Here is a 12,715-nt window from a genome sequence, read left to right as displayed (position 1 = left end):
CAGAACACGCCACGAGAGTTAACGGATCCTTAACGGGGTCGATAGAAGCCTGTGGACATCCGCGAGACGGGTGTCCGGGCTCAGCTGTGGATCACCTTGCCGTAGGCATCGAGCACGCTCTCGTGCATCATTTCGCTCAGGGTCGGGTGCGGGAAGACCGTGTGCATCAGGTCTTCCTCGGTGGTCTCGAGATTCATGGCGACGACGTAGCCCTGGATCAGCTCGGTGACTTCCGCTCCCACCATGTGGGCGCCGAGCAGCTGGCCTGTCTTGGCGTCGAACACCGTCTTCACCAGCCCGTCCGGCTCTCCGAGGGCGATGGCCTTGCCGTTGCCCGCGAAGGGGAAGCGGCCGACCTTCACGGAGAAACCCTGCTCCTTGGCCTTGGCCTCGGTGAGGCCGACGCTGGCGATCTGCGGCTGACAATAGGTGCAGCCGGGGATCTTGGCCTTGTCCATGGCGTGGGTGTGGAGACCCTTGATCGTCTCGACGCAGAGCACGCCCTCGTGCTCGGCCTTGTGGGCCAGCATCGGCGGTCCGGCGACGTCGCCGATGGCGTAGATGCCCGGCACGTTGGTCCGGCCGAGGCCGTCGGTGACGACGATCCCGCGCTCGATACCGATTCCGAGTTTCTCGAGGCCGAGATTCTCGATGTTGCCGACGACGCCCACCGCCGAGATCAGCTTCTCCGCCGTCAGCTGCTGGCTCTTGCCGTCCGTGGTCTCGATGGTGGCGGTGACGGAATCGGCCGCCTTCTCCACCTTCGTCACCTTGGCGCCCGTGAGGATCTTGATGCCCTGCTTCTCGAAGCGCTTGCGGGCGAGGCCGGCGATCTCGGCATCCTCCACCGGCAGGATCTGGGGCAGCAGCTCGATCACCGTCACCTCGGCGCCCATGGTGCGGTAGAACGAGGCGAATTCGATGCCGATGGCGCCCGAGCCCATGACGAGCAGGCTTTTCGGCATCGTTTCCGGCACCATGGCCTCGTAATAGGTCCAGATCTGCTTCTTGTCCGGCTCGATGCCGGGGATCGCGCGGGGGCGGGCGCCCGTGGCGACGATGATGTGCTTGGCCGAATAGGAGCCGGCGGCGAGCGCGCCCTTCGGCGCGGGCGCGCGGCTCGTCTCCTTCACCGTGACCGTGCCGGGCTCGTTACCCTTGGCGGCCGATTCGATGACGGCCTCGCCCCAGATCACATCGACCTTGTTCTTCTTGAGCAGCATGCCGACGCCGCCGTTGAGCCGGGTCGAGACCCCGCGCGAGCGCTTGACGATGGCGGCCGTGTCGAACCCGACCTTCTCGGCCGACAGCCCGTAATCCGAGGCGTGCTGCATGTAATGGTAGATCTCGGCCGAGCGCAGCAGCGCCTTCGTCGGGATGCAGCCCCAGTTCAGGCAGATGCCGCCGAGATGTTCGCGGTCCACCACCGCGGTCTTGAACCCGAGCTGCGCCGCCCGGATCGCGGCGACGTAGCCCCCGGGGCCGGCGCCGATGACGAGGATGTCGTAGGTGTTGGACATGGCGCGCTCCTACTCCCCTCCCCCTTGTGGGGAGGGGCCGGGGGTGGGTGATTGCCGGGCTGGGGGACGGGTCAGTGGATTCCGGTCACACCAGCATCCCCATCGGGTTCTCGATCAGGTTCTTGAAGGCCGAGATGAGTTCGGCGCCCAGAGCCCCGTCGAGCACACGGTGGTCGCATGACAGGGTGGCGGTCATCACCTGAACCACCGCAGGCGCGCCGTCCTTCACCACGACGCGCTTCTCACCGGCGCCCACCGCCAGGATCGAGGATTGCGGCGGGTTGATCACCGCCGTGAAGTGCTTGATGCCGAACATGCCGAGGTTCGACACCGAGGTGACGCCGCCCTGGTACTCTTCCGGCTTCAGCTTCTTGGCCCGCGCCCGGCCGGCAAAGTCCTTCATCTCGTTGGAGATGGTGGACAGCGTCTTCTGGTCGGCCTTGCGGATGACGGGCGTGAACAACCCGCCGTCGATGGCCACCGCCACGCCGACCTCGGCATTGTTGAAGCGCAGGATCCGGTCCTCTGCCCAGACCGCGTTGGCGGCCGGCACGCGCATCAAAGCGAGGCCCATCGCCTTGATGACGAAGTCGTTCACCGAGAGCTTGAACAGCGGCTTGCCGTCCTTGGTGGTGCCGGCACTCTTGTTGAGCTGTTCGCGCAGGGCCATCAGCGCGTCGAGCTCGCAATCCACCGTGAGGTAGAAATGCGGGGCCACCTGCATCGCCTCGGTGAGGCGCTTGGCGATGGTCTTGCGCATGCCATCGAGGGGAACCTCCTCGAACGTGCCCTTCTGGTAGAATCCGCGCACCTGATCGGTGGTGAGCCCCTGTGCGGCGGCCTTTGGTGCGGGCGTTGGCGCAGCGGGAGCCGGAGCGACCGCAGGCGCTGCGGCGGGGGCGGTTGCCTTCGGCGCGCCGGCCTTGGCCGAGCCGCTGGCGATGGCGGCGCGGACGTCGCGCTCGATCACGCGGCCATGCGGGCCGGAGCCCGAGACGGCGGAAAGGTCGATGCCTTCGAGCTTGGCGATGCGGCGCGCCAGCGGCGAGGCGACGATGCGGCCGCCCTGCCCGGCCTGCGGCGCGCTGTCTGGCTTGGCGCCGTCCGGCGCCGCGTCGACCCGCGCGTAGGATTTGTGGCCGTCGCCGGGGGTGGTGTTCAGTGCGGGCGTGTCGCTTTTGGGCGCATCGGCCTTGGGAGCCTCCGCTTTTGCGCCGCCATCGCCCGCGGTCCCTACGGTCTTCGGGTCTTCGCCCTCGGAGGCGATGATGGCGATGAGATCGTTCACCGGCACGTCGGCGGTGCCCTCGGCCACGACGATCTTGGCCAGAATGCCCTCGTCGATGGCCTCGACCTCCATCGTGGCCTTGTCGGTCTCGATCTCGGCGAGGACGTCGCCGGATTTGACCGCGTCGCCCTCCTTCTTGAGCCACTTGGCGAGGTTGCCCTTCTCCATCGTCGGCGACAGGGCGGGCATCAGGACGTTGATGGGCATCGGTGTGGATCCTGATCGTCAGCGGATGGGCGTGGCGGGGCGTTCAGTTCAGGGTGCCGCCGGGCGGCAGGTCGGGGTCGAAGCTCTCGGAATCCAGACCGGCGCGGATGCGCTCGAACGCCTCTTCCTCCGACATCTCGGTCTCCAGCGCGTAGACCCGGGCGGCCTGACGGGCGAGGTCGATGAGAAGGCGGCCCCAGGTATAGGGATCGTCGAAGGAGCGGCGCAGGGCCACGCTCACCGCGCCGTCCACCACGCTGGCACGCACGACCTCGATGCCGCCATTGTTCAGGGCGTCGGGGGGAGCGGAGAGTTCCTGGAACTTGTCGGTCATGGTGCTGCTCTACTCTCCTCCCCCTTGTGGGGAGGAGTTGGAGGTGGGGGTGGTTGGGCGATCCTCGACGTGCGGAGGCTGGCGGAAGCACCCCCACCCTCGATCCCTCCCCACAAGGGGGAGGGAAGTTGGCGTGGTAGGCTCACCGATAGCAAACCGCCTTCACCGCCTGGATCACCTCGGCGACGTTGGGCAAGGCGAGCTTTTCGAGGTTGGCGGCGTAGGGCATCGGCACGTCCTTGCCGGTGACCCGCAGGACGGGGGCGTCGAGGAAATCGAAGGCGTCGGCCATGAGGCGGGCGATGATCTCCGCGCCGATGCCCGATTGCGGGAAGCCCTCCTCGACGGTGACGCAGCGGCCGGTCTTCTTCACCGATTCCACGATCGTGTCGGTATCCATCGGGCGGAGCGTGCGCAGGTCGATGACCTCCGCGTCGATCCCCTCTTCGGCCAAAGCCTGCGCCGCCTTCAGCGCGTAGGTCATGCCGATGGAGAAGGAGACGATGGTCACGTCCTTGCCGGTGCGGTGGATGCGCGCCTTGCCGATGGGGAGCACGAAATCGTCGAGCTTCGGCACCGGGAAGCTCTGGCCGTAGAGGATCTCGTTCTCGAGGAAGATTACCGGGTTCGGGTCGCGGATCGCGGCCTTGAGCAGGCCCTTGGCGTCCGAGGCGGTATAGGGGGCGATGACCTTGAGGCCGGGCACGTTGGAGTACCAGGCGGAGTAATCGTGGCTGTGCTGGGCGCCGACACGGGCGGCGGCACCGTTGGGGCCGCGGAACACGATGGGACAGCCGAGCTGGCCGCCGGACATGTAGAGGGTCTTGGCCGCCGAGTTGATGATGTGGTCGATCGCCTGCATGGCGAAGTTGAACGTCATGAACTCGACGATGGGGCGCAGGCCGGTGAAGGCGGCGCCGGCCGCGATGCCGGCGAAGCCATGCTCGGTGATCGGCGTGTCGACCACGCGGCGGGCGCCGAATTCCTGCAGCAGGCCCTGGGTCACCTTGTAGGCGCCCTGGTACTCGGCGACTTCCTCGCCCATCACGAAAACCGAATCCTCGCGGCGCATCTCCTCGGCCATGGCGTCGCGGAGCGACTCGCGCACGGTCATGGTGACCATCTCGGTGCCGGCCGGGAATTCCTCCATCACCGGCGCGGGCGCCTTGTTGGTGATGACGGCCGGGGCGGCGGGAGCGTTCGCCTTGTCGTCGCCGGATTTCGCCGTGGCGGCCGGTGCCGAGGCCTGGCCCTCGGCCTGCATCGTCGGCGTGGGGGCCGATTGCGCCGGGGCCGAAGCCTCGGGCTTCGAGCCTCCGCCCGCCGCCGCTGCGGCCACGTCCTCGCCCTCACCGGCGATGATGGCGATCGGTGTGTTCACCTTCACGCCCTCGGTGCCTTCCTCGATGAGGATCTTGGCGAGGATGCCCTCGTCGATGGCCTCGACTTCCATCGTCGCCTTGTCGGTCTCGATCTCGGCGAGGACATCGCCGGATTTGACCGCGTCGCCCTCCTTCTTGAGCCACTTGGCGAGCTTGCCTTCCTCCATCGTCGGAGACAGCGCGGGCATGAGGATGTCGGTCGCCATTATTTCACCAACTGCCAGACGTTGCGCCCGTTCTCACGTCCGAGCGTCAGTTGACCCGCGTTACGCAACTTTTGTGCTGCCCACCGCATTTCATATTGCCAAGTATAGAAGAAGTCGCCCGAATTTTTCAGATCAACTTCGTGGTGTTCCCAGATATGCTTTGCGACTTGGACAATTGTACTTTGTCCGCCATTGTCTTCGATGGCACGAACAACAGCACCAAGAAGTCGCTCTCGGTCCATTAAGCGCGGGCTTCCAGCAGGATGTCGGTCCAGAGCTCGGACGGATCCGGCTCGGGATCGTGCGTGGCGAACTCGGCCGCGTCGTTGACGGTCTCGCGGACCTTGGCGTCCGTGGCCTTGAGGTCGGCTTCCGGCACGCCGTGCATCTCGATCAGGCGCTTGCGCACCATCTCGATCGGGTCGTGCTCGTCGCGCATCTTGGAGACTTCGTCCTTGGTCCGGTATTTCGCCGGATCGGACATCGAGTGGCCGCGATAGCGGTAGGTCTGCATCTCGAGGATGTAGGGGCCCTGGCCGGAGCGGGCATGCTCCACCGCGCGGCTCGCCGCCTCGCGGACGGTGCGGACGTCCATGCCGTCCACCTGCTCGCCGGGGATGCCGAACGAGATGCCCCGCTTGGAGAAGTCGGTCTGCGCCGAAGCGCGTGCCACCGACGTGCCCATGGCATAGCGGTTGTTCTCGATCACGTAGACCACGGGCAGCTTCCACAGCTGAGCCATGTTGAAGCTCTCGTAGACCTGGCCCTGATTGGCCGCGCCGTCACCCATATAGGTCAGGCTGACCTTGCCGTTCTTCTTGTAGGCGTCCGCGAAACCGAGGCCGGTTCCAAGCGAGACCTGTGCGCCGACGATGCCGTGGCCGCCGAAGAACTGCTTCTCCTTGGAGAACATGTGCATCGAGCCGCCCTTGCCGCGGGAATACCCGCCGCGCCGGCCGGTCAGCTCGGCCATCACGCCCTTCGGGTCCATGCCGCAGGCGAGCATGTGGCCGTGGTCGCGGTATCCGGTGATGGTCTGGTCGCCCTCGACCGAGGCCATCTGCATGCCGATGACGACCGCTTCCTGGCCGATATAGAGGTGGCAGAACCCGCCGATGAGGCCCATGCCGTAGAGCTGGCCGGCCTTCTCCTCGAAACGCCGGATCAGCAGCATCTCGTGATAGGCGTGGAGGTCTTCCTCCCGGGTGAACTGGGGCGTGTTCGGTGCGGGAGCATGCGTCGGGGCGTCTCCGCCCCCCGTCCCCAACTGAGCCGAACCCTGGGCCGAATCGGCTTTCGCCTGACCCGCTTCGTTGGCGGCATCCATCGGCTTTCCTCCCGTGAACGGCTTTTCTGGAACCGTTTCTAGGACAGGGTTTTGCGGAAAGCGAGGCCGTCCCGTCGACAGATCGGCCGAGTTGTCAGGCGGAATGCGACGGGAAAAACGCGATCGGGGTACGATCAGGGATTGATGATGACGACATCGTTCGCGTGGACGCGGCCGAGGACGATGCGGGCGCGTTCCTCCAGGAGATCCCGGTCGATCTGCTCGCTGCGCAGGAGCGCCACCCGGTGCTCCCAGATCGCCCGGTCGGCCTTGGCGGCGTTCAGTTCCTGCTTCAGACCGTAGGCCTGAATTTTCAGAGCGCGCTTGGCCTCCAGGCCGCGGTTGCCGCTCTCGGCCTGATGCACGAAATAGCCGACCACGAGCGCGGACACGGCGTAGAGGCCGAGCGGCATGAGGACGGAACGGACGCGGCGACGGACAACCATGTCCGAACCATCGCGCCACAGGGTTAAGGATGTGTTGCCGATGCCGGTCTCTTTCCCCATGCCCGCCTGCCCCATGCCCGCCCGATGATGCGGTTCGACCTCGTCGATCTCGGCCTGTTCCGCCATGTGGCCGAGGCGGGGTCGATCACGCACGGGGCGGCGCGCGCCAACCTGGCACTCGCCGCGGCGTCGAGCCGGATCCGGGCGATGGAGGTGTCCCTCGGGGCGGCCCTCCTCGGCCGGAGCCGCCAGGGCGTCGTCCTGACGCCGGCCGGGCGGGCGCTCCTCGCCCATGCCCGTTCCCTGCTGGAGGGCGTCGACCGGATGCAGGGGGATCTCGCCGCCTATGCGGGCGGCGCGATCGGCCAGATCAAGGTCCTGTCGAACACCCACGCGCTCACCGAATTCCTGCCGGAGGCCCTGAGCGCCTATCTCGCCCTCCATACCGGCGTGAGCGTCGATATCGTCGAGCGGACCTCGGACGAGATCGTCGGTCTCGTGGCGGAGGGAGCCGCCGATCTCGGCATCGTCTCCGGCACGGTGGATACCGGCACCCTGGAGACCCACCCGTTCCGCCAGGACAGGTTCGTGGCGGTGATGCCCTCCGGCCATCCGCTGGGGGAGCGGGACGGCGTGCTGTTCGCCGATGTGCTGGATTACGACCTCGTCGGCCTCGATCGGGCGAGCGCCATCACCCGCTTCCTCGCCGACAAGGCCATGCGCACCGGGCGGCCGCTCATGCGGCTGCGGGTCCAGCTGCGCGGCTTCGATGCGGTGTGCCGGCTGGTGGAATGCGGCGTCGGGCTCGGGATCGTCCCCGAAACCACCGCCCGGCGCGCCGCGCGCTCCATGGGCCTCGATATCGTGCCGCTCCTCGACCCTTGGGCGGCGCGCGACCTCACCATCTGCCTGCGATCCCTCGAAGCGCTGCCGGTTTTCGCCCGGGAATTCGTCGCTCACCTGCGCGTGGGCGCATCACGGACCGGTTTAGGGCTCCCCTCGGGGGCCGGCCTTGGCTAAACACGGCTCGGGAACGGAATGGTCCGTGTCCGTGACACCGATGAAGCAAGGGGTGCCCGGCATCATGCAGGATTCGTCGCGATCCATGCCCGACGCCCCTCTGGTCGATCCGGACGTCCATGTGGAGAGCTTCCGGCAGGCCCGCGAGGCGCGCCGCCTCGAGCTCGTGGAAGATTATGTGGAGCTGATCGCCGATCTCATCGGCGATGGCGGCGAGGCGCGGCAGGTGGATATCGCCGCGCGCCTGGGCGTCGCCCAGCCCACCGTCGCCAAGATGCTCAAGCGCCTCGCCGAGGACGGCCTCGTGCAGCAGCGCCCCTATCGCGGCGTGTTCCTCACCGAGAGCGGGCGCATGCTCGCGGTCCAGAGCCGCGAGCGCCATCGCATCGTCGAGCACTTCCTCTGCGCCCTCGGCGTCAGCGCCGAGACCGCCAGGCGCGATGCGGAGGGGATCGAGCATCACGTCAGCGCCGAGACCCTCGAGGCATTTCGCGACTTCACGGAACGCAAGGGCTGAGCGGAACGAGGCCCTGAGCGGGCTCGCGGTGGCACTCCACCGCGTCGGGCCGCTTGGCGCCTCGATGTGTCGCAGGTTTCTATCGTAGAACCGGGGACCGCTTCTGCGAAACCCGCTCAGGGTTTTCGCGCCGAGACATGCCGCGTCGAACGGCTCGACGGCAGCGACAAGGTCGTCTCGCGTTCGCGCGAGGGACGGGCGAGCCCGCCGATGTCCCCCCATCCGCCCAATCCGGTCGACCTCTTAAGGAGCGGGGATGCCTGGATGACGCCATCCGCCACGGAGAGGTGGCCGGTGGCGACGCCGCGGATCATCTCGGGGGCGTGTTGCCGGGCGGCGATCCCGTAGAGGGAGATGCCTTTGCTGCCGGGCGCCAGAAGCGTGCCGAGGGCGCCCTCCGGCGGGTCACCGGCGAGACGCGTGATCCCCCTGCCGGAATCGAGCACGGCCGCCGCCGCCTCGATCTCGCCGAACGCCAGGAGCTTGCCGGCGCGGGTGATGCGCACCTCGTAGCCGTATCCGTCCCGGTCCCGATACAGGCGGGTCAGGCCGAGCTGAAGCGATTCGCAGATCATCTGGACGTGGTCGCGCGCATAGTCGTCGCTCGTCATGACGGTCGAGAAGACCTCCGGGCCCGACTGCGTGCTGGCGACGATGTGCTTGAGAAACTCGAGCTTGGTCGATTTCTGCCTGACGGCGAGACCCCGTCTCAATCGGTCACCTCCCGCACCGCGTCCGAACGCTGCGGATTCTAATGGGGCGAGGGTTTCCGTTCCGTTGCGAAACTCGGCGGCTCTCGGCGGATCGGCATGCCGATGCCAGCCTGCTTCGGCCATGTTCGAATCGATTCCTCAACGGATGCCGATGCCCACGTGGATCATCCAATCCGACCACCTCATCCTGAGGCGCCCGCGTCAGCGGGCCTCGAAGGAGGCCTCCAGAACCCGGCGCGCGAACTGGACCCCTCCTTCGAGGCCTCCGCTTCGCTGCGGCGCCTCAGGATGAGGATTCTGCCGGGATGAGAATGGCTTGACGAGGCCGAAGTTCGCCTTCTCCCACCCGACCACCTCAGGATGAGGTAAGCCACTGGAGATACAATTCAAAAATGGATTTGGGGCGATGCCGTGGCTCGTCAGGAGCCGGCTGTCCCATGAAGGCTTGCCGCGTCGTCAGTCCGCCGGCCGCCCTGCCGTGCCGACCTCGCGCGCCCTGCCCTCGTCCACCAGGAGCTCCGCCGGTGGCGGATGGCTGAGAAAGCCGGTGGGGCTCGCCGTCAGCCCGTAGGCGCCCGATTGCAGGACGGCCACGAGGTCGCCCGCCGCGAGGTCCGGCAGCGGCGTCGTGCGGGCCAACATGTCGAGGGGCGTGCAGAGCGGGCCGACCACGGCGCAGGGCGAACGCGGGCCGCCGCGATCCACCACGCTCGTCACGGGGTAATCGCGTTTGACCACCTGACCGAGATTGCCGGACGCCGCGAGATGGTGGTGCATGCCGCCATCGGTGATGACGAAGCGGCTGCCCCGCGAGACCTTCACCGCCCTCACCCGCGCCACGTAGACACCCGCCGGCCCGGCGAGGAAGCGTCCGGGTTCGAGCACGATCCGCGCCGCCCTGAGGCGGGGGTCGGACTTCACACGGGCGATGAGCGCCGGCATTCCGTCGCGGATGGCGTCGAGGTCGAGGGCGGTGTCGGTGGAGAAATAGGGGATGCCGAGGCCGCCGCCGAGGTCGATCGTCTCCAGCGGACGGGCGATCCGGTCGGCCACCCGCTCCGCCAGGGAGAGACCGTAGGCCCATTGCGACAGGAGGGTCGCGGCGACGAGCCCCTGCGTTCCGGCGAAGAGGTGGATGCCCGACAGGTGCAGGCGCGGCTCGGCCTCCACCGCATCGACGACGGCCTCGAGCTCCTCCTCGTCGAAGCCGAAGGGCGACGGCTTGCCGCCCATCCGCATGGCGCCCCCCTGCGCGTCGGGCCCCGGATTGATGCGGATCGCCACCCGCTGGACGGTGCCGTGGCGCTCCGCGGCCTCGGCCACGCGCCTCATCTCCTCGCCGTTCTCCAGATGGATCTCGCCGATCCCGCCGGCGACGGTGGCCTCGATGTCGGCGTCGCTCTTGCCCGGACCGGCGAACAGGATGCGGCGGGGATCGACACCGGCCGCCCAGGACGCGGCGAATTCCGCAGCCGATGCGATCTCGGCCCCCGCCCCCTCGTCGCGGAAGACGCGGATGATTGCGGGGGCCGGGTTGGCCTTCACCGAGTAATCCACCACCGCGAAGCCGGCGACCGCCCCCGCGAGGTCGCGATAGGCGCGGCGCAAGAGGTCGGCGTCGTAGACGAAGAACGGCGTGCCGTGGGTCTCGGCGAGGCCGCGAAGATCGAGGCCGCCCACATGGAGCACGCCGTCGCGTCGCGAAAAGTTGGCGGCGACGAGGCGGTCCGCGAGGCTGTCGCCGATCGGGTCAGACATAGCTCGTCCGTTCCGCCACCAGGCGCTTGTAATCGACCTTGCCGTTGGGCGTCGTGGGCAGGGCCGGGACGGTCTCGACGGCGCGCGGAACCATGTGCGGAGGCAGCGTCCGCCGCACGGCCTGCAGCACCTCGTCCGGAGCGGGGCCGCTCCCGGCCGGCACGGCGACGGCGTGGATGCGCTGCCCGAGGCCGGGATCGGCCAGACCGATCACCGCCACCGCCCGGAACGCGCCGGTCTCCATCAGCGCCTCCTCCACCTCGGTGGGGCTCACGCGGAAGCCGGCGCTCTTGATCATCGCGTCCTCGCGGCCGAGGAAGCGGAAATAGCCGTCCTCGTCCTCCACCACGAGGTCGCCGGAGCGGCAGACGAGGGTGCCGTCCTGCGGGAAACGCGGGTCCGGCACCAGGACGCGGGCCGTATCCTCCGGCCGGTTCCAGTAGCCGAGGGACACGGTGGGACCGCGATGGTGGAGGATGCCGGGCTCGCCGGGCCGGGTCCGCCGCCCGTCGGCGTCCACGGCGAAGATCTCGGTCTCGGGGATGGCGCGGCCCATGGAGCCCGGACGCGCGTCGATCTCGCCCGGAGGCAGGTAGGTGGAGCGGAAAGCCTCGGTGAGGCCGTACATCAGCACGATATCGGTGTGCGGGAGCGCCCTGCGCAGGCGCGCCACGGTCTCCTGCGGCACCGCGCCGCCCGAATTGGTGAGGATGCGCAGGCTCGCCAGATCCGCCTTGCCGAGCCTCGGCGCCGCGCGGGTCAGCAGGGTCCACAGGGTCGGGACGCCGGCCAGGATCGTGATCCGGTGATGTTCGACGGCCCGCACCACCTCGTCGCCGAAGCGGAACTCGAGGAGGACGAGACAGGCGCCCTGCTCGACGCTCGTGAGGAGCTGGTTCAGGCCGTAATCGAACGAGAACGGCAGGACCGACAGGATGCGGTCCTCGGGCGCGATGGCGAGATAGCTGCGCACGATCCGTGTGCCGGCCAGGAGATTGGCGTGGCTGAGCATCACGCCCTTCGGCAGCCCGGTGGAGCCGGACGTGTAGAGGATCGCCGCGAGGCCGGGCGGCGGAGCGGTGACGGTGTCGGGGGCGAGCCTGACGATCAGCGGGTGGGCGAGCCCTCCCCCCTCTGCGGGGGGAGGGTCGAGGGCGGGGAGCAGGGTGGCGTCGGTGACGAGGAACCGTGCCCCGCAATCGGCGAGGATATGCCGGACCTGACGCGGGCGCAGGCTCGGATGGATCGGCACGACGACCGCCCCGACCCGGCCGACGGCGAAGATCGCCACGCATTCGGCGATGGATTTCGGAAGCAGGATGGCGATCCGGTCGCCGGGTTCGGCGCCGTCCTCGCGCAGCCTCCGGGCCAGATGCTCGACCTCGGCCCGCAATCCGCCATAGCTCAGCCGCTCGTCGCCGGAGACCAGGGCGATCCGCTCGGACGCGCAGGCCGGACCGTCGAGGAGATCGTGAAGCAGGGCGGGCGCCGGCATGGGGCTAAGCGGGGTCTGCAAAAGTGCTCACCGGTCTTGCGTCCTCGGACCCGCTCAGGATTGCGCCCCGGCCCGCTTGGCCTCGACGAAGGCGGCCAGGGCGTCGACGCTCTCGAAATGCGCGAGCGCGAAGGCATCCTCCTCGATCTCGAAGCCGAACCGGTCGCCGAGCTCCATCATCAGGTCGAGCACGCCGATGGAATCGAGGGCATCGCTGGTGACGAGGGAGGTCGATCCGGTCACCGCACCCGGCGCGAGGCCGGGATTGCGACCGGCGATGAAGGCGAGGATCGCCTCGCGCGCGGCGGCATGTGTCTCGACCACGTTCCGGTCCCCCATCGGCCGTCCCGTCGGCCGTCGCCGCCCATAGCGATGTCGGCCGGGCAAGTCCATGAGCCCCTCCCCGGCGCGGCCTTCGGGCGGTAAGCAACCTGCACAATAACGGCGTCGCCCATCGGCCGGTCCGATCGGATACGCCCAATGAGCGATTGCCAGGGGGCGT

General features: G+C 68.3%; 12 protein-coding genes. 2 read left to right on the top strand and 10 right to left on the bottom strand.

What is annotated here, in order from left to right; all coding sequences use genetic code 11:
• Positions 1–80: 80 nt before the first annotated feature.
• The 6 genes from lpdA to A3OM_RS0107370 form a co-directional block, all read right to left on the bottom strand.
• Positions 81–1,520, bottom strand: coding sequence for a dihydrolipoyl dehydrogenase (lpdA, locus tag A3OM_RS0107395; RefSeq protein WP_018043100.1), 1,440 nt, complete (start codon positions 1,518–1,520; stop codon positions 81–83).
• Between the two features lie 85 nt (positions 1,521–1,605).
• Complete coding sequence (locus tag A3OM_RS0107390; protein ID WP_018043099.1) at positions 1,606–3,015, bottom strand: pyruvate dehydrogenase complex dihydrolipoamide acetyltransferase; 1,410 nt, start codon at positions 3,013–3,015, stop codon at positions 1,606–1,608.
• 43 nt (positions 3,016–3,058) lie between these two features.
• Positions 3,059–3,349, bottom strand: coding sequence for a DUF5076 domain-containing protein (locus A3OM_RS0107385; protein WP_018043098.1), 291 nt, complete (start codon positions 3,347–3,349; stop codon positions 3,059–3,061).
• A 142-nt stretch (positions 3,350–3,491) separates the two neighbouring features.
• Positions 3,492–4,937 carry a pyruvate dehydrogenase complex E1 component subunit beta gene (locus A3OM_RS0107380; RefSeq protein ID WP_018043097.1) on the bottom strand — a complete coding sequence of 482 codons (1,446 nt, stop codon included), beginning with the start codon at positions 4,935–4,937 and terminating at the stop codon, positions 3,492–3,494.
• A 241-nt stretch (positions 4,938–5,178) separates the two neighbouring features.
• Positions 5,179–6,264, bottom strand: a complete 1,086-nt coding sequence (gene pdhA / locus A3OM_RS0107375; RefSeq protein WP_018043096.1) for a pyruvate dehydrogenase (acetyl-transferring) E1 component subunit alpha — start codon at positions 6,262–6,264, stop codon at positions 5,179–5,181.
• A 134-nt stretch (positions 6,265–6,398) separates the two neighbouring features.
• Positions 6,399–6,710, bottom strand: a complete 312-nt coding sequence (locus A3OM_RS0107370; protein WP_026175812.1) for a septum formation initiator family protein — start codon at positions 6,708–6,710, stop codon at positions 6,399–6,401.
• A gap of 84 nt (positions 6,711–6,794) precedes the next feature.
• Here A3OM_RS0107370 and A3OM_RS0107365 point away from each other — a divergent pair, with 84 nt between their 5' ends.
• Positions 6,795–7,730, top strand: a complete 936-nt coding sequence (locus tag A3OM_RS0107365) for a LysR substrate-binding domain-containing protein (protein ID WP_198290813.1) — start codon at positions 6,795–6,797, stop codon at positions 7,728–7,730.
• Positions 7,731–7,815: 85 nt separating this feature from the next.
• The gene (mntR, locus tag A3OM_RS0107360; protein WP_244478851.1) at positions 7,816–8,247 is read left to right on the top strand and encodes a manganese-binding transcriptional regulator MntR; all 432 of its coding nucleotides are present in this window, start codon (positions 7,816–7,818) and stop codon (positions 8,245–8,247) included.
• Positions 8,248–8,363: 116 nt separating this feature from the next.
• Here the strand turns inward: mntR and A3OM_RS0107355 are convergent, their stop codons facing one another.
• From A3OM_RS0107355 to A3OM_RS0107340, 4 genes are all read right to left on the bottom strand, one after another.
• On the bottom strand, positions 8,364–8,960 hold the full coding sequence (locus A3OM_RS0107355; RefSeq protein ID WP_018043092.1) for a hypothetical protein: 597 nt from the start codon (positions 8,958–8,960) through the stop codon (positions 8,364–8,366).
• A 456-nt stretch (positions 8,961–9,416) separates the two neighbouring features.
• Complete coding sequence (locus A3OM_RS0107350; protein ID WP_018043091.1) at positions 9,417–10,718, bottom strand: type III PLP-dependent enzyme; 1,302 nt, start codon at positions 10,716–10,718, stop codon at positions 9,417–9,419.
• Positions 10,711–12,213 carry an AMP-binding protein gene (locus tag A3OM_RS0107345; RefSeq protein ID WP_018043090.1) on the bottom strand — a complete coding sequence of 501 codons (1,503 nt, stop codon included), beginning with the start codon at positions 12,211–12,213 and terminating at the stop codon, positions 10,711–10,713. Before A3OM_RS0107345 ends, A3OM_RS0107350 begins: the two co-directional genes overlap by 8 nt.
• 54 nt (positions 12,214–12,267) lie before the next feature.
• Positions 12,268–12,537, bottom strand: coding sequence for an acyl carrier protein (locus A3OM_RS0107340; protein WP_043764521.1), 270 nt, complete (start codon positions 12,535–12,537; stop codon positions 12,268–12,270).
• Positions 12,538–12,715: the final 178 nt, after the last annotated feature.

The sequence above is a fragment of the Methylobacterium sp. 88A genome, from assembly GCF_000376345.1.
In the GTDB taxonomy this organism is placed as follows: Bacteria; Pseudomonadota; Alphaproteobacteria; order Rhizobiales; family Beijerinckiaceae; genus Methylobacterium; species Methylobacterium bullatum.
Note: the sequence above shows the minus strand (reverse complement) of the source record. Positions and strands in the feature narration are given on the sequence as shown.

What these genes read in the sequence shown, in the direction of transcription:
- A3OM_RS0107385 (WP_018043098.1), bottom strand. Translation starts at nt 3,349, where the DNA reads ATGACCGACAAGTTCCAGGAACTCTCCGCTCCCCCCGACGCCCTGAAC.
- pdhA (WP_018043096.1), bottom strand. Translation starts at nt 6,264, where the DNA reads ATGGATGCCGCCAACGAAGCGGGTCAGGCGAAAGCCGATTCGGCCCAG.
- mntR (WP_244478851.1), top strand. Translation starts at nt 7,816, where the DNA reads ATGCCCGACGCCCCTCTGGTCGATCCGGACGTCCATGTGGAGAGCTTC.
- A3OM_RS0107350 (WP_018043091.1), bottom strand. Translation starts at nt 10,718, where the DNA reads ATGTCTGACCCGATCGGCGACAGCCTCGCGGACCGCCTCGTCGCCGCC.
- A3OM_RS0107345 (WP_018043090.1), bottom strand. Translation starts at nt 12,213, where the DNA reads ATGCCGGCGCCCGCCCTGCTTCACGATCTCCTCGACGGTCCGGCCTGC.
- lpdA (WP_018043100.1), bottom strand. Translation starts at nt 1,520, where the DNA reads ATGTCCAACACCTACGACATCCTCGTCATCGGCGCCGGCCCCGGGGGC.
- A3OM_RS0107365 (WP_198290813.1), top strand. Translation starts at nt 6,795, where the DNA reads ATGATGCGGTTCGACCTCGTCGATCTCGGCCTGTTCCGCCATGTGGCC.
- A3OM_RS0107380 (WP_018043097.1), bottom strand. Translation starts at nt 4,937, where the DNA reads ATGGCGACCGACATCCTCATGCCCGCGCTGTCTCCGACGATGGAGGAA.
- A3OM_RS0107390 (WP_018043099.1), bottom strand. Translation starts at nt 3,015, where the DNA reads ATGCCCATCAACGTCCTGATGCCCGCCCTGTCGCCGACGATGGAGAAG.
- A3OM_RS0107370 (WP_026175812.1), bottom strand. Translation starts at nt 6,710, where the DNA reads ATGGTTGTCCGTCGCCGCGTCCGTTCCGTCCTCATGCCGCTCGGCCTC.